The sequence below is a fragment of the Pseudomonas sp. GG8 genome (assembly GCF_052976945.1).
This window is the reverse complement of record NZ_JBRIIP010000001.1, coordinates 943,964-965,997: the sequence shown is the minus strand read 5'-3', so window position 1 is coordinate 965,997 and position 22,034 is coordinate 943,964. Positions and strand designations below refer to the sequence as shown.

Sequence of the window (22,034 nt, the reverse complement as noted above, 5' to 3'; positions counted from 1 at the left end):
CTTACTCCTCTGCGCCGGCAGCCGAATGCATTTTCATGTCCATGCCCGTCATTTCTGGTGCATCGTCCGCCTTGTGGTGCATCCCCTTGGCCTTGTTCATCCCTTCATATTTATCAATGATGGTCTGGAACAGGTTGGGCTGAACGCTGGCGAAGTACTCAACAGGGTTTTTCACGCTAGGCTTGGCCAACTGATTGAATTCAGCGATTTCAAGCGGGTGTGGTGCTTTTTTGGCTGCTGCGACCCAAGCATCGAAGTCCGCTTGCGACGTGGCATAGGCCTTGAATTTCTGGTCCGAGAAGCCTTCGCCGCTCAAGTTGGCCGCCATGCCGTCGTACACATGCTCTTCGTTGGAGATCAAGTGCAGCTTGGTTTCCATACCGGCCATGGCATAGATCTGACCGCCAAGGCCCGGGATGAAGAACGAGTTCATGGTGGAGTCGGATGTGATCCTGAAGTTAACCGGGACATTGGCCGGGAACTTGATCTCATTGACCGTGGCGATACCCAGTTCCGGGTAGATGAACAACCACTTCCAGTCCATTGCGACGACTTCAATGACCACCGGTTTGACGCTGGAGTCCAACGGTTTGTAGGGGTCAAGTTCGTGACTCGATTTCCAGATCAGGATACCCAGCGCGATCACGATCAAGGTTGGAACGCCCCACACCACGGCTTCAATCTTGCCGGAGTGAGCCCAGTTCGGCGCGTAGGTCGCCTTGGTGTTCGAAGCGCGGTATTTCCAGGCGAAGGCGAACGTCATGATGATCACCGGAACAACCACCAGCAGCATCAGCAGCGTCGCGGTGATGATCAGATTTTTCTCGTCGATGCCTATCTGCCCTTTTGGATCGAGCAGGGCCATGTTGCAACCACCCAGCGCAAGCATGCTCAAAAGGGCCAACGAGCCAAACAATCTGGGGTACCTTTTTCTACTCATCTCACGACCTCTAAAGCTGCGCACGCAATGCACATAGGTTTCGACCGCCAACACTTCACCCTGCCAGGTGTTGGCATGTTTTTTTGATTGAATAAGGGCCTGCCAGAAAAGCTCGAGAGCTGGGCGGCAAATCCAGAATTGTCTGTGGTTTCTTATTGAACTGGTGTGGCAACGGCCTGGTTAGCAGACCAATTCCATTTGGTGCGGATTTTTTGAAAGGGTGTCAGTCCCTGAAATCGTATCGGCGTGATCTACATAGAGTGCGTAGAGACGCTTTCGACCTCGTTTCTTGTCAATTGCAAAGCGGTGCTGACTGATAAGTGTTAGCGATTGTAGATATGTAACCATTTGTTGACTATGACTTATTCTGCAACAGTTATTCTCATATTCAGCAATGATCAGCCAGCAAGGACATTATCGGGGCTGAAAAAAAGCCCTACTTTCCGTAGGAAAACAGGGCTTTTGCGGTGTCCAACTGAATTCAGCGGGCGGTGCGACGATTACGCATGATCCCCAGCGGTACCAATATCACTGTCAGAACGAAGGCAGCCAAAGCCCACTGCGCCAGCGACAAACCGAGGATAGGTGGGTACGGCGTGGTGCAGAAGCCATCGACCTGGAAGCCCAACGGGAACCAGGACGCCAGCGGCAGACCGTCGACGATAGGCTGCAATACATCCAGACCGCAGCTCTCGTTCGGATTCGCCAGGATGTAGACATGACGGCCGGCAGCGACGATGCCGCCAATCGCACTGAGCACGGTCAGCCCCTCGAACACCGTAGTACTGCGTCTGCCCGGCATCGCGGCACCAATGAAGGCGAAGATGGCGATAAACAGCAAGGCATAACGCTGAAGAATGCACAGCGGGCATGGCGCCTCGTCCAATACCACTTGCATGTAAAGCGCGCCTCCGATCAACGTGAGGCAGATCACCCCGAGCAAGACCAGAAAGCGCTTTTCGCGTCTTAGGTACATCGTGCTGTCGCTCATTCCCTTACCTTTTGAAATGGTGTGACCCGGAGTGTAAATGCACAACGGTCTGATCGCCCGCGATAATCGTGGGCAGAGGTTACCAACTCAAGTGAAAAACCGCTGTACGGAACAATTCAGGCGCCCGATGGCGATGGATCTGACACACCGCGTCAAACCCTTCGCGAACGCTGACTACCTATCCTGTCTTGTCACATTGCTTACAAAAACAGCTGCCGACCTCATGATCACTCAGATGCTTCATTCTTACCCAAGCATTGAGTAATCAAGCGACAAGCTCAATGCATGTGTTTTTTGGGTTTTCAAACAAAATCATCCCGATAAGTCAGTTGTCTATTCGGTGATCTTTCGTTCTGTATAAAGGATAATAACTGAATCCAAGGCATCGAGAATAGTCCGACTATTTTGGGTCTCGAGTGCGGCATCCAGGACCTTCATGTACCCGACCAATTCCATGTGCTTATTCTTGGCGAACCCAGGCTGGACTTCTTGATCCTCAAACCGCAAAACATAGGTACTGCAGTACTCTTTTATGAAAAAGCAAACTGAAGCTTGATCAGGCCGCAGATAAATAATTTCCTCACATTGGTTCATCGCAAGCTTGAATGAATCAGTTCCTGAGTGGGAATTAGAGAATAGCTGAAAAACTTCATTGAAATTCATATTAATATCTCGCATCCTTGACGATTGTTCTGAAGAGTATCTTAGCAGGGGCAGACCATGTTCACATTGAACACTCTGATTCTAATCATTATTTGAGGAGCATCGAAAATAGCCACTTCTTTCAGCTGTTTGTGTATCGCTAAACATTAAGCACTCTGTTATCAACATTTTAGAGTTAGCCCTCATTGAATAACTGGTCAGTTTCTCGGCTTTTTAGAGGTTGTTCTCCACATTGTAGGCGAGCCTTTTCTATAGGCACCATCACATGCCATCGTGCCCCCCGTACCTTTCACCGCATGTTCTGATCCATTTCCATCAGGATGCATCGCTGCGGGTTTATTTACGCTTACTTGCGTACTCCGCATCGGGTATCTCTTTCTGGAACTCAACTACTTAGTCCGTGGAACTTGGATATCTCACCAGAACTTGAAGTCATATTCAGAGTTTTTTTCCTAGGCTAACGCGTTCACCAAATAGTTTCAATGGGTACATGCTTCCTCCAAAAAATGCTTTGAACACTTGATTGTTAACGCCTCAACGCTGACCGCCTTCAATTGAAGCCTGAATGGAAACTATCGATGAATGTGACGACTGAAATATGCGTTGTTAAGTGTGGTAATGTAGGACGCTTCACGGGCGATGTCGTAATAATTAAGCATTCAGGTTTTCAGGTCAAGAAGTTTTATGAGACCCGCGGCTTTAATATAATGTTACAGATTTTAATTTGTGAGCACCTTCATGACCGAAAAACCTCGTTATCAATAGATACAGCCGTTTTTTTTGCGGAATGAACGCGGGGATGTTTGTATTGTTAGTCGGTAGGTTTCAAAACGGTTTCCAGTTCATTGTTCCGCCCTTTGTCCTGTGGTAACAATAGAATCGTTGCCAGCATGGCCAGAACGTAAATAGATGCCAACAGTGCAATCGCGGCGGAAAAGGAATAGCTGTAGGCAATCGCGCCGACTATCAAAGGACCGAAGCCTCCCACACCGCGTCCTATATTGAAGAGTACATTCTGAGCGGTCGCTCTTGCTTGGGGAGGATATAGTTCAGAAATCAAAGCTCCGTAACCACCGATCATTCCATTCACAAACACACCCATGACTGCTCCGGTGAGCAGCATGCTCAAGGGATCCTCTAGGCGGGCATAAAAGAGAACCATGACTGCCGCGCCGGCTTGGTACACAAGAAAGATTCGCCACCGGCCATATTTGTCGGCTAGTTGACCAAAGATCCAAATGCCAATTGCCAATTGCCATGCCTGCAACGGTCACTGCCGTCCAGGTCCCGGACTGCATCAAAGAGAAGCCGAACCGTTCGGAGAGGTAACTTGGCATCCAGATCATGAGCCCGTAGTAACCGAAATTCTGCACTGAAGTCAGTACTGTTACTCCAATGCTTGCCTTCAGGGTGTGGCGGTCTTTGATTAACTCTCCAAATCGACGAGCGAAAGATAATGGCTCCTTTGCAGAACGTATGAACTCTTCCGGTTCCCCCATGGCATGACGAATTACAAGCGATACCAGCGCCGGCGCCAAACCCACCAGGAACATTCCTCGCCAGCCTATATGAGGAAGAAGAACGGGCGTTATCAGAGCAGCCGCCAAAACACCGGCCTGCCAGCCCAACGCTACATATGAAGAGGCGCGATTGCGTTTACTGGCAGGCCAGGTTTCAGCAATAAGCGCCATTCCGATGCCAAACTCGCCCCCCAGGCCGAAGCCCGCAAGGGTGCGGTAGATCAGAAGGTCCCAATATCCCTGAGCAACGGCACACAACCCAGTGAATATAGAAAACGTCAGGATGCACAAACTCAGAACCCTGATTCGACCAAAACGGTCGCTCAACTGACCGAAGAATAGCCCCCCAGCCACAGCCCCCAGTAAAGTCCAAGTCACAAGCGAGCCTGCCTGAGAGATGTTCAACTGAAGGGAGAGACTGATTGCGGGCAGCATGAATCCAAGGATCAATAGGTCAAACCCGTCCATCGCATAGCCGCTAACGCTGGCTATCAAAGCTTTAACGGGGGATTCGGCGGATTGAATTTTTTTGGGTAGCTGTGGATCTTTCACGGTTTGTTCTCCAAACAAGCTGTCGGCATCTGAATAGTTATGACGTGGACGTCGGCGCGTATGAGGCAGCGCGTTTATTTCTGTCTAATTTTTGATACAGACGGGACCGCCCCCCCCTCATGCACTGGTGAGCATCGCTGACGTCGCTCCTGTGTTGCGTAAGCGAAGAACAATAGAGGGTGAAAGTCATGCTCGCTTAGCTAGCGAACCCATTGCCTATAGAATCTTCGTGGTACACGCTCAAGGCGGATCGCCTCAAGACGGACCTTGCTTTAAAATTACCTGATAGGCCGGATGTCTAAATATTGATACAGTGGGTAAGTCGAAACCGGCATACCATTTCGCTGGATGTGGCCGCGGGGCAAAGCATCATGTCTATTAACCACACTGATTGGTGTCTTCAGGAAGCCGCGCAAGTGAGTCAAATTGATTACATAGCAATAGGCGAACGTCTCAGGGCTTATCGAATAGGTCGGCAACTGAATGCGGACCAGATCGCGGAAAAGCTGCAAATTTCGCGTGCCGCCGTCTACAGATTAGAGCTTGGAAAAATTTTCAAACTGGAAACCCTAGAGAGACTAGCGGTGCTTTTGGATGTGTCATTTTCTAGCCTTATAGGTTCGGATACTGAGTATTTCGACAATGCGCTGGGCTATTTCGAACGTATGCGTCAGTTGGAAGCCAAGTCAACTCGCATCCTTTCGTACTTTGACCCATTTTCCTACCTACTGACCTCACCAGCATACAACGACCAGTTTGTCACCATGCTTGGCGAGTCCAGGCCAAAGGATTTCACCGATGAGGACGGTCTCAAGCAAATACTGATATTGAGCATTTTGAATGAGCGGAAAGAGACATTCTTGAAGCACAAATTCAAGGTCAGGCAAATTATCAGCCTCAGGCAAATAGAACGCTTTCTTCATATCGGCTTGGTGGGGCGTTTAGATCTGCCGCCAAGCGTAAGAATGGAGCGTGCCCTGCTTGCTCGACGGGAGGTCGAGCATCTAATTGATCTCATCGGTGCTGAATCCAATATTGAAATATTTGTTATAGATGACAGCTTGCCCAGTACCACTTTCCAGATTTTCGAACAGCCCCACGCGTCTTACGTAGCCGTTAGCCCTTACCGTCTAGGAGAGTTACCGAATATCGACACTGGCATTGCAAGTGTCGCTTCCGCCCCGGAAGTTGTTGACATGTATAAAAAAATGACATTAGGCCTCCTTGATCGAGCTAGTTCAGGGAACAGCGCAAGGCAATTGCTAATAGATCTGCTTGCCAAGCTCTAATCACTTGCCATACCACTATATGGATGATGGCGCCGTCCTGACCGAGCGCTCCAAAAAGCCCAGTCCCCATAGGGAGCTATACTATAGATGCAACCGAAGTCTTAGTGACGCCAACAATAAAACGGCAAACTCGCTTGAAATCTTCCGTTCTTTCAATATTGTCCGGTGCTTGACGAAAAGCATCGACTGGACCGAAGCACATCACGGGCTTTGAGAACCGGACAGCAAGCTCCAGTTCATTGAGCGTACCTAGCCCCCCTGGCAGCGCGATCACCACATCACTCGTCAAGATGTTCACATAGTTGCGGCTAAGCGCCGCGACTGGCGTGTTGGAGTCATACCTCGGTAATGGTGTGACGATAGTGATGTCAACAAAGGGATTTGGATATTCAGCCAATGGCACGAATCCGCAGGATTGGTCTGGTTGAGTCGGAACTATGCCAATAGAGCGCCCTAGGCGAGGCGATGTTTGCCTGAATGCGCGGCAGGTAGCAAGCATCGAGCCACTCCCCCCGCCGGTCACTAAGTCATATCCATTCTCTGCAAGCCACTGACCAAGCGGATTGGCAAGCTCGATCCATTCTGTTGTGCCCGACCCCATCACGCCCACTACCGGCATTTTATGCCTCCTTTAAAAATAGAAAATAACGCATTGCACAGCTGCAGGTTATATCAATTTTGATACGAAATCTGCCGTTTTTTTGATAAGCGCCGATATTCTGGTGAATTTTAACGCTTGAATGGATATTTCTCTCCTTATAGTCTAAAAAAATAGACAAATTGACATCCCAAAATCAATCACCTTTAGGCCGTCTACGCACCAGGCCGTCCAGGTTCAAATCACGAGAAAAGGAAAATCTGATGCTCGATCAAGCAACCAATGAAATGCTGACACGTATAGGTCCCAACACCCCATGCGGTGACCTTATGCGTAGGTATTGGCATCCTCTAGGTTTCTCTTCTGAATTGAATGAAGCGAGGCAGACAAAGAAGGTTAGGTTGTTGGGGGAGGACCTGATCCTGGCACGAACTGAAGAAGGCAAGCTGCTGCTGGTTCAGGAGCGCTGCCCTCATCGTGGAGCTTCGTTGCTATATGGTTTCGTAGAAGGGGAGTCAATCCGCTGTGCTTATCACGGCTGGCGATACAATCGAGCAGGAGAATGCGTAGAGCGGCCCTTTGAATCAGAAAAGGCCAACCGCGCCTGTAAAAAGCTGATTCAAAGCTATGCGACCGAGGAGTGCGGTGGATTAATCTTCGCCTATTTAGGGCCTGAGGTGGATAAGCCTGCCTTTCCAAACTGGGACATCCTTACCCGAAACGATGGGGTTCGCCATTTTGAGACTCAAGATGATCTCGCCTGTAACTGGCTACAGGTTCAAGAGAACGCAGTAGATGTCACTCATACTTTTTATACCCATTCCAAATATTTTGAGCATTTGGGGATAGCGGATAACTCAGGATTCAACAAGCCTTTTAAGCGTTTTGGCTTTCAACGGTTTGACTGGGGCATCGTGAAAAGCTGGGAGTATGAAGGGTTTGGTCGGGGATGGGGCAACCTGATGGTATTTCCCAACATGCTGCGGATCATGACCGAAATGCACTGGCGCGTGCCCGTTGACGATACGACAACGCGTATCTTCTGGGTTTCTTTTTTACCCTCAAAGAGTTTGGCAGATAATCAGGCTGTGCTTCCTCCAAAAATTATTACCCAGCCTTCCAGGATGGATGATCAAGGCCGCTACACCATGGATACATTCATGAGTCAGGATGCCATGGTCGTTGAAACTCAGGGGGCTATCCTGGATCGCACGAACGAGCTCCTTGGCGCCTCGGATCGTGGCGTTGTCATGTTCCGAAAGTTGCTTAAAGAACAAATTGAGATTGTTCAGGCGGGTGGCCGTCCAATAGCCAATATTTACGGGGACTGTCCGAAAGTCACCGATCTTCGCCAATGGATGGGAGGCTATCTGCCGATGAGTTGCCAACCCGATCCAAGTTTTGTGCAGAAAAAGGCGTTCGAGGATATTTTCGATCACGCTCATGAGGAGTACGAAATCCCAGCAAGCTCTCCCGTTGCACGATCGTAATGCCACGGTGCCGACGAATCGTTAGGCGCATTTGAATGAGTAAAAGGGGTGGGTATGACGAAGAAAGGCTTTACGACAATGCTGGGATTAAGTGGAGGCGTCGCGGTCTTATTATCGTTGGTCTTGTCTGGGCAAATGAATGCAATGAATGCGCGCATTATAGGCATCGTATTTGTGAGCATTCTATTATGGGCGACATCTATTATTCCCGGTTTCTTGGTGTCACTTTTGTTTTTCCTCATGGCCGTCACGATGACTGAGGTGCCGACGTCAGAAATCTTCTCCGGCTTTGCTTCAAGTGCCTTCTGGCTAGTATTCAGCGGTATGGTAATAGGATTCGCATTAAAAGAAAGCGGATTGAGTCAACGAATAGGGATACTGTTGGCGCAAACAATTGGCGGTTCTTACCTGCGGGCTCTGTTTGTTTTTGCTACTGTGGCATTCATTTTGTCCTTGGTGATGCCGTCGACGTTCGGTCGAATCGCAATCTTAGTTCCTCTCGCCCTAGGTTATTGTGACGCAGCCGGTCTTGATAAGAGCCGTAAAGGGCGAAGTGGCATTTTATTGCTAGTCGTCGTAGGTTCATATGCGCTCGCTGCAGCTGTTTTGCCCGCAAACTTACCAAACTTGATTATGGCAGGTACGCTGGAAGAGACAGAAGATATAACGCTTGGTTATTCCGAGTATCTATTCTATTTCTTTCCGGCTGGCGTATTGATCCGTGGAGGCGTACTAATTGCAGTCTCATATTTTTTCTTCCATGACAGAATAGAGGTAATCGACCGGTTCGCCCCGCTGAGTCCCTGGTCCGGAGAAGAGAAATGCACTCTGGGCTTGATTTCTTTGATGCTTTTTTTGTGGTTTACCGACGCGATGCATCATATCGCTCCGGGCTGGATTGGACTTGGGTTTGTCATTGTTTACTTTTTGACATCTACTTCTGAAAAACTAGATAAATTCATAACGACATTAAAAATAGATTTGCTATGGTTCATTGCGGCTGTTATTGGCTTGGCAGCATTGGTTGGACATCTCGATAGCTCGCCTCCAGAAATCATTACGAACGTGTCTCTGAAAGACCCAATGCTGGCCTATACATTTATGACGGGATTGTCGGTACTACTTAGCTCACTGGTAACATCAAATGCCGCACCTGCCTTATTTGTTCCAATGGCAAGTTCCATTCTACATGACAGTGCCATTTTGAAAATGGGAATGCTCTCTCAGGTGATGGGCTATTCCACAACACTTCTTCCCTACCAGTCGCCCCCCGTGGCTTTTGGTATCGATATATCACGGATACACCGCGCGGACGCTCTTAGATACTGTCTCTTGACGGGATTCTTTGGACTCGTGTTTGTTATCCCTGCCAACGCACTTTGGTGGAAATTAATAGGGTTTCTTTAATCTCAAGGTAATAAATATGACTCAGTCTACTATGTCGGTGCGTGTAATATCCCGCCAAGATGAAGCGAGCGACGTGGTGTCCTGGCGCCTTGTGGCAGAGGAAACTTCATTATCCCTGCCTCGTTTCGAAGCAGGCGCACATGTCGACGTGTATATTTGCGATGGACTCATCCGCAAATACTCATTGTGCAATGACCCTGGTGAAGAAGGCGTTTATGAAATCGCCGTTAAGCGAGATCCGGTATCCCGCGGCGGCTCGGCTCGATTGCATGCGAACCTGCATGTCGGAAATTCAATCAAGATAAGCCAGCCGCTCAACCATTTCTCTATTGATGAAACTGCAGAGCGCGTTGTATTAATCGCGGCCGGGATCGGAGTAACGCCACTGCTCGCAATGTGTCATAGCCTGCATCAATCGAGCAAGATATTCGAACTCCACTATTTTGCTCGATCACCGGGGGCCGCCGCGTATGCGGCCAGGCTGAAAAATTGCAATTTTTCGTCACAAGTCCACTTCTATTTTGGACTTAATCCTTCCGCGACGCTTTTAGCGCTGCAGGATATACTTCTCGCCACCTCTGATACTCCACACGTGTACTTTTGCGGCCCTGCGCCCTTTATGGAGTCCGTGAAGTTATTAGCTAGTCAGTGCCTACCTCCATCCCACATCCATTATGAATATTTTTCGCCTGCTTCGACGAGCCCCTCGCTTAACAACGAGTCATTCGAAGTCGTTCTCGCTCGTACAGGTATTACGTTGATAGTCCCCTCCAACAAGTCGATTACGGATATTCTATTTGAGAACGCTATCGAGATTGAAACATCCTGTGAGGCTGGAGTCAGCGGAGCATGCGTCATAACGGTACTGGATGGAGTGCCACACCACCGCGACGAAGTACTAAGCACCGAAGACAGGGCGATGAACAATAAAATGCTCCCCTGTGTTTCAAGGTGTATGGGCCCTCGGCTCACCTTGGATCTGTAATCCCATCATCCATTGTGTGGAGTTTATAGTGTTCGCCTGAACTTTGAGTTCCAACGCACGCTCGGCCGTCTGCTGAAAATGCAGCCCCGCGAAAGCATATCGCGGCCACATAAGCCTTAAATTTCCGGGGTGTCAGGCATGCCCTATCGAAACATTCGCGAATAAATTCCGACAGGGATCTGCAAAAGGCCTGTGAAGGTCGTGTGAATACCTCCGCAAATATGAATATGGGACCTTGGGCAGGGAATTTATTCTCGAATGCTGCATGTCATGCGGACCGAATAGACCCTGCGAAGCGCGGACAAAAAAATGCCGCCAGCCCCTGACAGAGGCTGACGGCATTTTTTATTCCGCCGAGTTTATTCGAGCACGGAAGCCGGGCCAAAGAACTCGTAGCGACTTTGTTTCTCTGGTACGCCGGCTGCTTTCAACTGGCGTTTGACCACGGCCATGAACCCTTTCGGACCCAGGAAGTAGGCATCCAGATCCCGATCTTCGGGCAACCACTGTTCCAGCTGCTGCTGATCAAGCAGGCCAACCGCATCCGCCGCTGGGCTCACGCCATCGTCTTCGGCGTAGCAATAGAAGTGCTTGAGTTGCGGGTGACGCCCCGCCAGACCATCGACCCAATCGCGAAACGCATGCACCGCGCCATTGCGCGCGCAGTGGATAAAGTGCACGGGGCGTGAGGTTTCCAGCGCGGTCTCAAGCATGGCCAGTGTCGGCGTGATGCCAACACCGCCGCTGATCAACACTAACGGCTTTTGGCTCTCAGTCAGGGTGAATTCGCCCGACGGCGTGAACAACTGGAGGCTATCGCCAATCTGCAGTTGGTCATGCAGGTAGTTGGACACCACGCCATTGGGTTCGCGCTTGACGCTGATGCGGTATTGGTTGCCGCCGGCCACTGCCGAGAGCGAATAGTTGCGGCGCATTTCTTCGCCACCGATGAACAACTGCAAACCAATGTATTGACCCGCGGTAAATCCGAGAATCGGCCCATCATCCGCAGGTTGCAGATAGAAAGAAGTGATCTCGGCACTTTCATCCACCCGGTTTACCAGCTTGAACTCACGCGCACCGCGCCAGCCGCCAACGGCTTCGGCTTTTTCGTCGTAGATCGCGCCCTCGGCACCGATCAGAATATCGGCCAGTTGCTGATACGCATGGGTCCAGGCTTGCAATACTTCGTCAGTGGCAATGTCGCGTCCCAGCACTTCGGCGATGGCGCGGATCAGGCAGGAGCCGACGATAGGGTAATGCTCAGGCAGGATTTGCAGAGCGACGTGCTTGTTGATGATTTTCGCCACCAGATCGCCCAACTGCTCCAGTTCGTCGATGTGCCGTGCGTACATCAGTACACCGTTGGCCAGCGCGCGGGGCTGATCACCGCTGGCCTGATGCGCCTGGTTAAACAGCGGGCGCACCTCTGGGTATTCCTCGAGCATCATTTTGTAGAAATGAGTGGTCAGCGCTTCTCCACCGCTTTCAAGCAGGGGCACGGTGGATTTGACGATGGCACGATCTTGAGCGTTCAACACGATTGGACTCCTGAGCCGCAAGGCTTCTAGCTAATTGCCGCTTACACATCAGGATTCGTGCCAGCTATTTTTATAATAAAAATCAATAGCTTGAAAATATTAAGTCAAAATGACACATGATAAATAATAGTCAATAAGACTCCTTTGCGTCCTTATGACTACCAAAACACAACGCTGCCTTGCGCTGATTTTGCCGACAGCATCATTGATCGGCTTGACTGTTTACTGCCCTGAGGCACAAATACCCTAAAGCGAAACCTTTGCAAGTCGATAACCCGGCATCGAAAGCTGTTTGCCACTCTTGTAGCGACGCCTTTAATTTTCAGAAGGTTGATATGTCCTCAAATAATGCCCGCGCTGACTCCCTGTCACTCCTGCTGTTTACGTTGCGCAGCGGCAAGCTGATGGCCATCAACTTGCTCAAGGTCAGCGAGATCATCCCCTGCCCTGCCCTGACCCGCTTGCCCGAATCCCATCCTCACGTCAAAGGTATCGCCGTCCTGCGCGGCGCATCGTTGTCGGTGATCGACCTGAGTCGGGCCATTGGTGAACAACCGCTGCTCGACCCTTCGGGTGGCTGCTTGATCGTCACGGATGTCAGCCGTTCCAAACAGGGCCTGCACGTGCAGGCAGTGAGTAAGATCGTGCATTGCCTGACCACGGACATCCGACCTCCACCCTTCGCCTCTGGTAACAGGTCATTTATCACGGGTGTGACTCAGGTCGACGGCGTGCTGGTACAGGTGCTGGATATCGAAAAAGTCATCCACGGCATCGCCCCGGCGAGGATCATCGCCGACGAGCCTGCGCACCTGAGCGAAGAAGACGCCCAGGTACTGGCCAAAGCCAAGATCCTCGTGGTCGATGACAGCCAGGTCGCCTTGCAGCAATCGCTGATCACCCTGCGCAATCTTGGCATTCATTGCCACACCGCCCGTAGCGCCAAAGAAGCCATCGACCGCCTGCTCGAACTGCAAGGCACGGAGGAGCAGATCAACGTAGTGGTATCCGACATTGAAATGTCGGAAATGGACGGCTATGCCTTTACCCGTACCCTGCGTGAAACGCCTGACTTCAAGGACCTGTACGTCCTGCTGCACACCTCTCTGGACAGCAAGATGAACAGCGAAAAAGCCAAGGCTGCAGGAGCAAATGCCGTGCTGACTAAATTCTCTTCACCCGAGTTGACCAAATGTTTGATTCAGGCAGCCCGTACGGTCGAGGCCCAGGGCATTTAATACAGCCCCCCCAGCCAGAGGATTCGACGGCTTGGTGCTGGCTGATGCGCCGCGATCTGCTTCAGACCATCGCCCCCACAGCATGGCCTGCCGCACTTAGCCTTCTCGAGTTCAGCCCTGAACTCGCGCCACAAGTGCACGCATTATTGGTACTCGGTTACCAGCAAGGCGAAGGCAGCGTGCCGGACTATGAGGACTGGCACAAAGCGTTCGCCACCGACCCCGAGTTCGACCCGTCACTGTGTTTTATCGCTGCTGATGAATACGGTGTGGTAGGCGTTGTACTGTGCTGGACCAGTGCCTTTATCAAGGATCTGGTGGTGGATCCACGCGCCCGCCGCCAAGGCTTCGCACGTGCCCTGCTGAACCATGCATTCGAGGCTTTCCGCGTGCGGGGTGAAGCGTGCGTCGACCTCAAGGTGATGGACAATAACCATGACGCTCGGCGCCTGTATGAAACATCAGGTATGCGTTACGTCCAGCGCTTTACTGTCGACTAAGGCCGCCTCGCAACGGCGTCTGCCATAATCCGACCTTTGGAAGCACCACTCGGAAGAAGCCTGATATGAAAGCATCCACTGCGCTGTGCATTGCCCTTGCGGTTGCTGCAACCCATGCCAATGCGTCCAGCAGCCAGGCCTGGAGCGACCTGGACAAAGCCGTCATCGCCAGTTGCATAAACGCCAGTCAGCTTAAAGAGGTAAAACCGGCCGGCACCGCAGCCTTGTTCGATGACAGCGTCGGGTACAGCGCACTCCTGCTCAAAGGCCGCTACCCGCAGGCGCACATGAAGAACAAAACCGGCACCGAGCTGTGCCTGTACCAACGTCAAACCCAAAAAGCCACCGTGACCGAGTGGGATGAAATGACCACGTTGCCGAAAAAATAGACGCTTGGCAGTGGCGCACAATTTGCTTCGACACTTGTCCCCGGCGGTGACCGCGCCTGCAAATTGTCACCGTCAACGCGCGTCTTTTCTGGTCTTTTACGTCAATGAACACACCGTTTTCATGCGTAGGTTGTGGCAAGTGTTGCACCGATCATCACGTTCCCCTGACGCTGTCCGAGGCGAGCCAATGGGCGGCTGACGGCGGCGCGGTGATCATCCTCGTAGAGGGTTTCCTCGAAGACGGTTATGGCGTGCCTGAGTTGCAACGCACGCATGCCCAACGTCGTTCATGCCGGGTGCCCAGCGGCACAGCGCAGGTGTATGTCGCCATTACCTTCGCGGCTTATAACGTCGGGCCTTGTCGGAATCTTGACGCAGAAAACCTGTGCCGTATCTATGAACGACGTCCCTTGGTCTGTCGGATTTACCCGATGGAGATCAACCCGCACATCCCCCTGCGACCTGAAGCAAAAGGTTGTCCGCCGAATGCATGGGAGCACGGGCCGGACTTGATCGTCGGTGGCAACCTGGTCGATACCCAACTGACGGCACTGATCGAACAATCGCGCCAGGCGGATCGCGATGAGGTCGCCGCCAAAGATGCTATCTGTAAACTGCTGGGGATCCGCACCACCGCCCTCAAAGGTGACGGTTTTACCGCGTACCTGCCGGACATGCAGGCCTTTGCGGCCGCCACGCAACAGATCGCCGACAGCGGCACGTTACCTGCGCTGTCCGTCGAACCGGGTTGGGGTTTTCACGTATCGGGCGCGGAGATTGCCAATACGCTGCAACAGGCCGGCGCTCAGGTGGTGAGCGCCGATCCGCTGGACTATGCCTTCATTTCTTTTGCATAACGCCCGGCGAGGCTGGGCAGGCCTGAAAATCAGCGTTTGCCCATGGTCTTGCGTGTGCCGTGAGGCGCGACACCGGGGACTTTGTTATGACTGGCTTTGCCCGACTTCTTGTAATACAGCGAGTCTTGGGTCTTGGCCTGCAACAACTCGCCCGGTTTGAATGGAAAGCTGAACGCAGGAATGGCGGCTTTTTTATCGGTGGTTTCAGCACCCGGCTCGACGACTGTCACCTCTTCGGTGACGACGGCTTCAGGAGCTGGCGTGTGTTCGGGGGTAGTCATGGAAGCTCCAAAAGTATCGAGTCAGTCATCTGGCGAAAATGGGCAGTCGCCCAAGGCCCGGCAGCATACCTGAATCACAGGCGGCCTGCCGCCATCACCACTCACCTCCTATCGCCTGCTATTTGTAAAACAGATCAATGATGACTTCGGCCTCGAAGGCGCCTGCTTTGGGTGTTTGGCTTTGCCAGACCAGTTCGGCCTCGAAATCGGCCTTCGCCGACTGACTCGTCCCGAGCAGATCCGCCAGATGGAAGGACTGGTTGTAAGGCAACGTCGCGCCATCGCGGCCATTGATGATGCGGATACCGACGCCGTCGTTGGCCGTGGGAATCAGTAAATCGCCAGACAGCACACCTGACACCGGCTTGAATCGCGCATCGAGGCTGAACGGAGTGTCACAGGTGCGGCTGGTCACCAGTGAAAACGGACGTCGATCAATGACCCGCCCCACCGCTACCTCCTGAATCCCTATCGAGCCAAACTCGACGGTCTCCGGGGTGACCTGCAGCTCGGCATCGCAGGCAATGAAACGCAGGCCGGTCAGGTTATTGATGACGTAGCTCAGGCTGTAGCCGGGCAACGGGTTCAAGCCTGCCGCACTGTCGAGTTGGAACATCCGATAGTCCAGCAGATGACTGGCCACCCCCGACGGTGGCGTCGGACCGAACTTTTGCACGAACACCGAGAACACCAGATTGAAGGTGATGCGCGGACATGCAGCCATATTCGCGTCACTTTCATGACAAACAGGCACACTCTGGCCTGTGCCTATCCGGCCGCTGTTCTGCAGATAATCGATACCGTCGACGGTCAAACCCGCGCGAATACCTTGGCCAATCGGCACGTTATCCGGGTTCAGATAAATGAACACTTCCTCCTGCTGCTCTTGCAGACCGTCCTTGAAGCATTCGACCTGAGCATTGAACCGATCCGAGCGCCAGACGATTGTTCCCTCGGGCGACGCGGCAGGAATGGCAACAGTGCTGCCCAGATCGCCATTGATCACCGCAGCGCCTGCACCCTGCTCCTTGCAGACCAAGGCAAAACACGTCGCCGGGGCCAGTAGCAGCACCAGCAGTAGACATCGAATCCAGCGAATATCGATCATGGTTGTAAGCCTTTTAAGTGGGCAATGCCTGGCAGCAACCTGGCCTTGAACGGTAAACGTCCGTCAATTTCGGCGCGGTAACTACGCTGGCCGCCATAATCAGTAAGGGCCTTGAAGGACATGTATTGCCATTGGCTGTCAGCGGGCTCGGCGGCGCTCAGGGGTAAGATTCGGGTGGTCCCCGGCAGCAGCAACAGGTAGTCGCTGACGTCATGTTTTCCAGCGCGGCCCTCGAGCTGCAGGTCCTGCAGTGAGGCGTGGAAAGCAGACCGATTGCTGACCTGCAACGACATCCTGCCGTTCGCATCGCGGGTCAGCTGCCAGACCAATTCCTGGGCGCTATCAGCCGGATCACCGGGCAAACCTGGCGGGCGATAAAACACGTTGATGCGCTGGCGAATGGCAATGCTCAGTGGGTTCTCACCTTCTGCGCGCCGAGGGATTTCCATCACGTACAGGTGCAACAGCGACTCCCGCCCCTGCGGCATACCGACGCCTTCATACAAGATGCGTAGCGCCTGTTTGCCGTTAACAGGCAGTTGTGACAGGTGAGGCGTCAGGGCAAACGGCAGATCATCAGGCACGCCATCGCCCTCATTCGCGGCGCTGCTCAACCACGCCTGGAGCAGCACCTCGCGAGGGCTCCGGTTGATCACTTCGATACTGACTTCGCGAAAAGCCCCGTCAAAGATCAACCGCGTTCCGGTAAGGGACACCGCAGCCTGCACGCTGGCACTGGCGACCCCCATCAGTAGCAACATAAGGCTGATCAGCCTCTGACCGAGTCGTTTCGACAGACTCATTGGCAGGTCACCTTCAGTCGTTCATAGGCACGTAACGGGTCCTTTGGCGGCAGGCTATAGGGCACCCGGCAGCCTTGATCGGACCACTTCACTCGCAGTACGCCTTGATCTTGACCGGTCAACACCAACGCGCGACTGGTGGGGTCGACCACCGCCAAAGACTTGCCGTGCTCGTCCTCTACGCTAGCGCCCAACGGCACCTTACTGCCATCAGCGCGCACCAGTTCGAATTGCACACGGCGACCGATCGACGCGGCAAAGTGCACGACACTCACGGCGCCGCGACGTGGCACCACCTGGACGATTGCGTTATCCACCTCGACGTCCGCCCCCAACTGGCGAGTGTCCAGACTGACCCAATTGGTTCGGTAAGGCTGGGCGTAAGGCAACACCGCGTAACCGTTGTCCGAAGTCTCGACGTTGCTGTAGTTGGTCAGTTTTGCACCGCTGACGTTTGGCACCTCGACCAGGGCGAAGGTTTCACCCAAAGGCTGTCCGAAGTTCACCCCGCCGCCGTGAGCAACCAGCGACCCTGATGCACCCACGCTAAAAGCATCGTAATCGCGACCCTGGCTGTACCCGGCCTCAAAGCGACCGTAGGGCGTGGTGGTGTTAAGTTTGCCGGATCCGAAAGTGCCGGAGCTGCTGTCGCGCCCGCTCTGTAGCGAATAAAAAGCATTTCGATTGTCCAGCACCTGGCCGCTGAGACCGGCCTGGGCGTTGTAGTCTCCTTGGCTGTCGCGCACCAGATTGAACGATGTCCGGGACGCGCTTGAGCTTGAGCCCAACGGTACTGTCAGGCTCAGGGAAAGCCGATGATCGGTGTTGGCCTGCCCGTCACCGTCCAATTGCTGGTTACGCTCGATCGACAGACTGTAACTGACAGTTTTCCATGCGCTGTTGTAGGACAGGTACAACTGACGAGTTTTACCCGGCAGGTTCCAGTAACGCTGATCGCTGGCGGTCAGGCTCAACGAACCGGATTGCTCCGGCAGCGACTGCGTGACATTGAGCTCTACCCGATCCTTTGCCCGGCCGGTGACCGTTCGAGCGATGCGCCCATCGAGTTCCTCTACGTGCTCCTGCAGCGTGCGGTATTGCTCGGTGGAATAGCGATAACCCGCGACGGCTAAGGTGGTGTTCGTCACATCGAGGGTGTTGGCATAGCGCAACCGCACGCTTTGGCCCTGGCTAGTCTTGCTCACACGCGCCTGGCTGATCGACTGCGTCACGTCGGCCGAAAAAGCCCCCAAGCCGGTGTTGACCCCCGCCCCGACATTCGCCGCCTGATAATCCTCGGCCCATTGCAGTCCACCGAACCCGGTCAACCGTTCGGATAGACCATAAACCAGGGTGCCACTGGTGAATGTCGGCGAGGACTGTTGATCGGCATTGCTGTCGTATCGACCGGCGGCGAGGCTGTAGCGGAACGCACCGTTGGGCACCATGATCGGCAACGAGGTAAATGCCTGCGTAAAGGTGCGCGTGCGCCCATCCGCCTCCACCACCGTGACCAACAGATCGCCATTGGAGCCACTGGGGTAGATATCGGTAATCTCGAACGGCCCCGGAGAAACGTTGCTGCTGTACAGCAGAAAGCCGTTCTGGCGAACTTCAACCGTGGCATTGGTCTCGGCAATACCGCGAATCGTCGGAGCGTAGACCCGCTCGCTGTCAGGCAGCATGCCGTCATCGGAGGCGATTTCGGCGCCGCTGAACCGCACACTGTCAAAAATCAGCGAGTTTGAGTAGATCTCACCGAGTGTCAGTTGCCCCTTGAGCCGCGTCAGGTCACGTTGGGCGAACGTGCGGTTGCTGCTGAAGCGATAAGGCTGATTGCCGCCGTAGGTCAGCGACGACTCGTTGCGCAGGCGCCAGGCGCCCAGGTTCAGGCCATTTCGCAGGCCCAGGTAATACTGATCCGTGCGTTCTTGCTGATTGTGCCGACGGGCGCCGTTGAAGCTGTAATTGATGAAGGCGGCGGTCTCGCCTTCAGTCCAGAGTTCGGGTGACACGTAACCTCGAGCACTACGGGCCATGGCGGTCTGCGGCACGCTGACATTCAGGCGCAGGCTATTGGGCTGGTAGTCGACCCGAGCAAATTCGACCTGTGCCGCCAGGTCAAAACAAGCACTCGGTTGCAAATCAACCGCCAGGCTTGCGTCGTTGTGCAAGCGCTCCATGTCCAGTCCAAATGCCCGGAGCATCTCCAACGTCAGGCAGGGTTCGATCAAGCCTGAGGCCGTATTTTGGGTAAACCTGACATCATTGCGTCCACTCAGGACCCGGTTGACGTACACATCCACCCGGTAGACGCCTGGCAAAACACTGTTGCCCCGCAAAAATTCCTTGAGGTCGGCGGGTTCATCGGTGCCCTGGATAAAGGCCGTATTGAATTCCACTGGGGAACCCTTTGCGGCGTCGCCGGATTGATCTGGCGCCGCCATGGCCTGCATCGACAACGCCATACCAACACCCATGGCGAGCGTACTGAGCCTGAACGATGCGCGCACATAAAACCTCGGGAGGCTTTTATTGGTGCGCAGGAGATCACCTGAAAAAAATCCCTGGGTACTTCGGTTGAGCCGTTCCATTTGCTGTTATCACTCAATCCTTGGAGTACAGTCGCACCGGAGAATCCTTTCGCGCAGGCGCAAAACTGCCGAGTCAACGCAGAGGCCGTCACTCGGATTGCTCGATGAATAAAAAATTCTGGAGGAGTCGTTACCTGACGCCGGTATCGGTCTTGGCGACCTTGACCGCGTTGATCGACTCGCGCGCGGTCAGCGTGGCCCTATAGGGCACCTGCCCACCGAAGTCATTGATGCTGATAAAACTCAGACTCAAGGGACGACCGCTTGCCCGCCTGACAAGCGGCACGTTCAAGGATTGATTCGGCGCCAGCATCTGGCTGTCCTTTTTCATCACGTGAGTTGTACCGTCCCGAACCTCAATCCTGACCATGGACACGTAATAGGGTCCAGGATTGCTCACCTGCAACACGTCATCCTCCAGCAGACGCCATTGAAGTTTTTCCGGCGCCTGGGCTGGCTCCACCTCCAACCCCTGAGGCCGAAAAAACACCTTGATGCGCTGGCGGATCGCGATCTGCAAAGCGTTCTTTGCCGCGGCCTGAGGAATTTCCTGCACGTTGAGCCAAAACACCGACTCGCGGTCCATCGGCATGTCCACGCCGGCATACATGATGCGCAGCAGTTGCTTGCCGTCGCCCGGCATGCGAGCCAGGGCCGGGATAATCACAAACGGCAAATCGACAGTGCCCCCGGCGTCAGACTCAAGCCAGGACTGCAGGAGAATTTCTCCGCCGCCGCTGTTGTGTACGCCGAAACTGACCTCTTTGTCTTTTGCCGGATAAATAACACGAGTGGTATTGAGCACGATGCCTGCCTGGGCACCTGCGCTCAGGATCATTACCAGCGAAAGGCAGGCATAACGAATGGAGGGAGAAAACATGATGGCATTCACCTTGAGCTGAGGTGCGACGGGGCGACTGCAGCTCACCCCGTCAGCGGTTTTACTCGTAGTCCAGCACGAAAGGCATGAATCCATCGGCGTTGCCCGGGTTGGTCGGCGTGCCGTTAAGCACGTAGACCGCGCCAAAATTCAACTCGGCTGTCGCGCCACCCGCGCCATCCTTGATCAGCGGTTTGTCGATCGTCTCGGTGCCACTCAAGTCCATGATCTGGGATTGGGCGTTGAGCAGGCCGATACCGACACCGTCTGCGGCACCCGTAGTACGCAACAGCTTGGGGTCATTGTTATCCAGGCCGCTGCCGGAGCGTGCGACGAAGCGCATTTTCACGGTGTTGTATTGATCGACGCCAGCGCTGCAATTGACCAGCAGCTGGACAGGTGTAGCGGTTTCCAGCTTGCTCGCGCTCGATGAGCCTATATCAGAGAATGAAACGTTGCCCAAATCGACGTTGATATCTCCATTAGGGCCGGCACCGACCCCGGCGCCCGGCCCGACGTTACAAGAAATGTTGGTCAGCGTGCCGTTGAACACCAACTTCCCGTTATTTGCAGCATTAGCGGTACCGACCGCACCTAAACCCATTGCACCCAGTACAGCCAATGTGAGAGAGATTTTTTTCATGCTAACGACATTCCTTGCGTTCGTTCGTATATGCCCATCATTGGACGAAAAGAACTATAACGATACGAAGCATTGTTGAATGTCAGGATAAACATATTACGCATATGGATTTGGCAACAGGACAAGTAGGTACTTTCTGCGGGAATATTCCTTATTAGTGATCGGCACCCGGAAACAGGGGCTTTCATCGAAAACAGCAAAAGCAAAGTGTCAGCACAGTTAGGGTTTACACAGTATCGATACAGTGACTGTATTGACACTACTGATAGGTCAACGTAACCACCCCCGCCCTGGACTTCTTGTCCGGAGCCCCCCCTGTACCACTCGCCGCTTCCGAGGAAGAAAGTACCGTAAACACGGCACTGAAAGGAATGACATCAGCGCTGCAGGCATTCCGATACGTGTCCACGGCAAGGGTGATTTCCGATGAGACCTGAATCTGCTGCGAGGCTTTAAAATAGGAGCTATCAGACCGTGTCTGAACGGCACATCCCGTATTGACCACCTGCCCGTTGAAATGAATAACGCCACCGTTGGCTGATGCCACGACGCTGAAGGTGAACACCACGATCGAAAACAATACACCACTGACCGAGTTGCCGTTCATTGCAGTACTCCGTGCGGCGTCTCACCTCAACAAACAACGCTGAAAAAAGGGGTTCACCCGAAAATTCAAAACGACAAGTAAGAACTTTCCCTGGCTATCTTTCACCAACCTTTCAGCCGATCATATCAAACATGCACCTGATGCCTTTTCTTTATTAT

20 protein-coding genes and 1 pseudogene are annotated in these 22,034 nt (G+C 53.3%); 8 read left to right on the top strand and 13 right to left on the bottom strand.

Translation table 11 applies throughout. The annotated features are described in order from the left end of the window. Window position 1: 1 nt before the first annotated feature. From cyoA to ACVBEG_RS04720, 4 genes and pseudogenes are all read right to left on the bottom strand, one after another. Window positions 2-940, bottom strand: coding sequence for a ubiquinol oxidase subunit II (cyoA, locus tag ACVBEG_RS04735; RefSeq protein WP_322178093.1), 939 nt, complete (start codon window positions 938-940; stop codon window positions 2-4). Window positions 941-1,421: 481 nt separating this feature from the next. After that, on the bottom strand, window positions 1,422-1,931 hold the full coding sequence (locus tag ACVBEG_RS04730) for a disulfide bond formation protein B (protein WP_322178092.1): 510 nt from the start codon (window positions 1,929-1,931) through the stop codon (window positions 1,422-1,424). Between the two features lie 1,474 nt (window positions 1,932-3,405). Continuing rightward, window positions 3,406-3,846 (bottom strand): MFS transporter, encoded by a 441-nt coding sequence (locus ACVBEG_RS04725; protein WP_322178091.1) that lies wholly within the window; start codon window positions 3,844-3,846, stop codon window positions 3,406-3,408. 16 nt (window positions 3,847-3,862) lie between these two features. After that, a pseudogene (locus ACVBEG_RS04720) lies at window positions 3,863-4,582 on the bottom strand (MFS transporter); the annotation flags it as partial. A gap of 455 nt (window positions 4,583-5,037) precedes the next feature. Between ACVBEG_RS04720 and ACVBEG_RS04715 the strand changes: the two are divergent. Then, a complete protein-coding gene (locus ACVBEG_RS04715; protein WP_322178090.1) occupies window positions 5,038-5,955 on the top strand; it encodes a helix-turn-helix domain-containing protein in 918 nt (305 codons plus the stop codon). A gap of 76 nt (window positions 5,956-6,031) precedes the next feature. On the opposite strand, the gene ACVBEG_RS04710 is transcribed toward ACVBEG_RS04715, so the two are convergent. Further along, on the bottom strand, window positions 6,032-6,574 hold the full coding sequence (locus ACVBEG_RS04710) for an SLOG cluster 4 domain-containing protein (protein WP_322178089.1): 543 nt from the start codon (window positions 6,572-6,574) through the stop codon (window positions 6,032-6,034). A gap of 242 nt (window positions 6,575-6,816) precedes the next feature. Here ACVBEG_RS04710 and ACVBEG_RS04705 point away from each other — a divergent pair, with 242 nt between their 5' ends. From ACVBEG_RS04705 to ACVBEG_RS04695, 3 genes are read left to right on the top strand one after another with little or no spacing between them, the layout of a single operon-like run. After that, window positions 6,817-8,043, top strand: a complete 1,227-nt coding sequence (locus tag ACVBEG_RS04705; RefSeq protein WP_322178088.1) for an aromatic ring-hydroxylating dioxygenase subunit alpha — start codon at window positions 6,817-6,819, stop codon at window positions 8,041-8,043. Window positions 8,044-8,097: 54 nt separating this feature from the next. Next, window positions 8,098-9,450: an SLC13 family permease gene (locus tag ACVBEG_RS04700; protein ID WP_322178087.1), complete on the top strand. Its 1,353-nt coding sequence runs from the start codon at window positions 8,098-8,100 to the stop codon at window positions 9,448-9,450. A gap of 16 nt (window positions 9,451-9,466) precedes the next feature. Further along, window positions 9,467-10,435, top strand: a complete 969-nt coding sequence (locus ACVBEG_RS04695; RefSeq protein ID WP_447107418.1) for a PDR/VanB family oxidoreductase — start codon at window positions 9,467-9,469, stop codon at window positions 10,433-10,435. A gap of 359 nt (window positions 10,436-10,794) precedes the next feature. Here ACVBEG_RS04695 and hmpA read toward each other — a convergent pair whose 3' ends face one another. Then, window positions 10,795-11,976: an NO-inducible flavohemoprotein gene (gene hmpA, locus ACVBEG_RS04690; RefSeq protein ID WP_322178085.1), complete on the bottom strand. Its 1,182-nt coding sequence runs from the start codon at window positions 11,974-11,976 to the stop codon at window positions 10,795-10,797. A 335-nt stretch (window positions 11,977-12,311) separates the two neighbouring features. On the opposite strand from hmpA, the gene ACVBEG_RS04685 reads away from it, so the two are divergent. From ACVBEG_RS04685 to ACVBEG_RS04670, 4 genes are all read left to right on the top strand, one after another. Further along, window positions 12,312-13,214, top strand: a complete 903-nt coding sequence (locus ACVBEG_RS04685) for a chemotaxis protein (RefSeq protein WP_322178084.1) — start codon at window positions 12,312-12,314, stop codon at window positions 13,212-13,214. Window positions 13,215-13,258: 44 nt separating this feature from the next. After that, window positions 13,259-13,714, top strand: a complete 456-nt coding sequence (locus tag ACVBEG_RS04680; protein WP_322178083.1) for a GNAT family N-acetyltransferase — start codon at window positions 13,259-13,261, stop codon at window positions 13,712-13,714. A gap of 65 nt (window positions 13,715-13,779) precedes the next feature. Continuing rightward, window positions 13,780-14,103: a hypothetical protein gene (locus ACVBEG_RS04675; RefSeq protein WP_322178082.1), complete on the top strand. Its 324-nt coding sequence runs from the start codon at window positions 13,780-13,782 to the stop codon at window positions 14,101-14,103. Between the two features lie 104 nt (window positions 14,104-14,207). Further along, entirely contained in the window at window positions 14,208-14,960 is a 753-nt protein-coding gene (locus ACVBEG_RS04670; protein WP_322178081.1) for a YkgJ family cysteine cluster protein, read from the top strand. A gap of 29 nt (window positions 14,961-14,989) precedes the next feature. Here ACVBEG_RS04670 and ACVBEG_RS04665 read toward each other — a convergent pair whose 3' ends face one another. The 7 genes from ACVBEG_RS04665 to ACVBEG_RS04635 all read right to left on the bottom strand — a co-directional run bounded on the left by ACVBEG_RS04665 (window position 14,990) and on the right by ACVBEG_RS04635 (window position 21,876). Then, the gene (locus ACVBEG_RS04665) at window positions 14,990-15,241 is read right to left on the bottom strand and encodes a hypothetical protein (RefSeq protein ID WP_322178080.1); all 252 of its coding nucleotides are present in this window, start codon (window positions 15,239-15,241) and stop codon (window positions 14,990-14,992) included. A 118-nt stretch (window positions 15,242-15,359) separates the two neighbouring features. Continuing rightward, window positions 15,360-16,349, bottom strand: coding sequence for a fimbrial protein (locus ACVBEG_RS04660; RefSeq protein WP_447107417.1), 990 nt, complete (start codon window positions 16,347-16,349; stop codon window positions 15,360-15,362). Then, window positions 16,346-17,152, bottom strand: coding sequence for a fimbrial biogenesis chaperone (locus tag ACVBEG_RS04655; protein ID WP_447107416.1), 807 nt, complete (start codon window positions 17,150-17,152; stop codon window positions 16,346-16,348). Before ACVBEG_RS04655 ends, ACVBEG_RS04660 begins: the two co-directional genes overlap by 4 nt. Beyond that, window positions 17,149-19,608: a fimbria/pilus outer membrane usher protein gene (locus ACVBEG_RS04650; protein ID WP_322215186.1), complete on the bottom strand. Its 2,460-nt coding sequence runs from the start codon at window positions 19,606-19,608 to the stop codon at window positions 17,149-17,151. Before ACVBEG_RS04650 ends, ACVBEG_RS04655 begins: the two co-directional genes overlap by 4 nt. Window positions 19,609-19,876: 268 nt before the next feature. Then, window positions 19,877-20,626 (bottom strand): fimbrial biogenesis chaperone, encoded by a 750-nt coding sequence (locus ACVBEG_RS04645; protein ID WP_407074561.1) that lies wholly within the window; start codon window positions 20,624-20,626, stop codon window positions 19,877-19,879. 61 nt (window positions 20,627-20,687) lie between these two features. Then, the gene (locus ACVBEG_RS04640; protein WP_322178077.1) at window positions 20,688-21,269 is read right to left on the bottom strand and encodes a fimbrial protein; all 582 of its coding nucleotides are present in this window, start codon (window positions 21,267-21,269) and stop codon (window positions 20,688-20,690) included. 259 nt (window positions 21,270-21,528) lie between these two features. Next, window positions 21,529-21,876, bottom strand: a complete 348-nt coding sequence (locus ACVBEG_RS04635) for a hypothetical protein (RefSeq protein ID WP_322215151.1) — start codon at window positions 21,874-21,876, stop codon at window positions 21,529-21,531. Between the last annotated feature and the right edge of the window lie 158 nt (window positions 21,877-22,034).

Excerpts from the sequence above, each read along its gene's own strand:
- cyoA (WP_322178093.1), bottom strand. The coding sequence starts at position 940 with ATGAGTAGAAAAAGGTACCCCAGATTGTTTGGCTCGTTGGCCCTTTTG.
- ACVBEG_RS04730 (WP_322178092.1), bottom strand. The coding sequence starts at position 1,931 with ATGAGCGACAGCACGATGTACCTAAGACGCGAAAAGCGCTTTCTGGTC.
- ACVBEG_RS04715 (WP_322178090.1), top strand. The coding sequence starts at position 5,038 with ATGTCTATTAACCACACTGATTGGTGTCTTCAGGAAGCCGCGCAAGTG.
- ACVBEG_RS04710 (WP_322178089.1), bottom strand. The coding sequence starts at position 6,574 with ATGCCGGTAGTGGGCGTGATGGGGTCGGGCACAACAGAATGGATCGAG.
- ACVBEG_RS04705 (WP_322178088.1), top strand. The coding sequence starts at position 6,817 with ATGCTCGATCAAGCAACCAATGAAATGCTGACACGTATAGGTCCCAAC.
- ACVBEG_RS04700 (WP_322178087.1), top strand. The coding sequence starts at position 8,098 with ATGACGAAGAAAGGCTTTACGACAATGCTGGGATTAAGTGGAGGCGTC.
- ACVBEG_RS04695 (WP_447107418.1), top strand. The coding sequence starts at position 9,467 with ATGACTCAGTCTACTATGTCGGTGCGTGTAATATCCCGCCAAGATGAA.
- ACVBEG_RS04685 (WP_322178084.1), top strand. The coding sequence starts at position 12,312 with ATGTCCTCAAATAATGCCCGCGCTGACTCCCTGTCACTCCTGCTGTTT.
- ACVBEG_RS04680 (WP_322178083.1), top strand. The coding sequence starts at position 13,259 with ATGCGCCGCGATCTGCTTCAGACCATCGCCCCCACAGCATGGCCTGCC.
- ACVBEG_RS04675 (WP_322178082.1), top strand. The coding sequence starts at position 13,780 with ATGAAAGCATCCACTGCGCTGTGCATTGCCCTTGCGGTTGCTGCAACC.
- ACVBEG_RS04670 (WP_322178081.1), top strand. The coding sequence starts at position 14,208 with ATGAACACACCGTTTTCATGCGTAGGTTGTGGCAAGTGTTGCACCGAT.
- ACVBEG_RS04665 (WP_322178080.1), bottom strand. The coding sequence starts at position 15,241 with ATGACTACCCCCGAACACACGCCAGCTCCTGAAGCCGTCGTCACCGAA.
- ACVBEG_RS04660 (WP_447107417.1), bottom strand. The coding sequence starts at position 16,349 with ATGATCGATATTCGCTGGATTCGATGTCTACTGCTGGTGCTGCTACTG.
- ACVBEG_RS04655 (WP_447107416.1), bottom strand. The coding sequence starts at position 17,152 with ATGAGTCTGTCGAAACGACTCGGTCAGAGGCTGATCAGCCTTATGTTG.
- ACVBEG_RS04650 (WP_322215186.1), bottom strand. The coding sequence starts at position 19,608 with ATGCAGGCCATGGCGGCGCCAGATCAATCCGGCGACGCCGCAAAGGGT.
- ACVBEG_RS04645 (WP_407074561.1), bottom strand. The coding sequence starts at position 20,626 with ATGTTTTCTCCCTCCATTCGTTATGCCTGCCTTTCGCTGGTAATGATC.
- ACVBEG_RS04640 (WP_322178077.1), bottom strand. The coding sequence starts at position 21,269 with ATGAAAAAAATCTCTCTCACATTGGCTGTACTGGGTGCAATGGGTTTA.
- ACVBEG_RS04635 (WP_322215151.1), bottom strand. The coding sequence starts at position 21,876 with ATGAACGGCAACTCGGTCAGTGGTGTATTGTTTTCGATCGTGGTGTTC.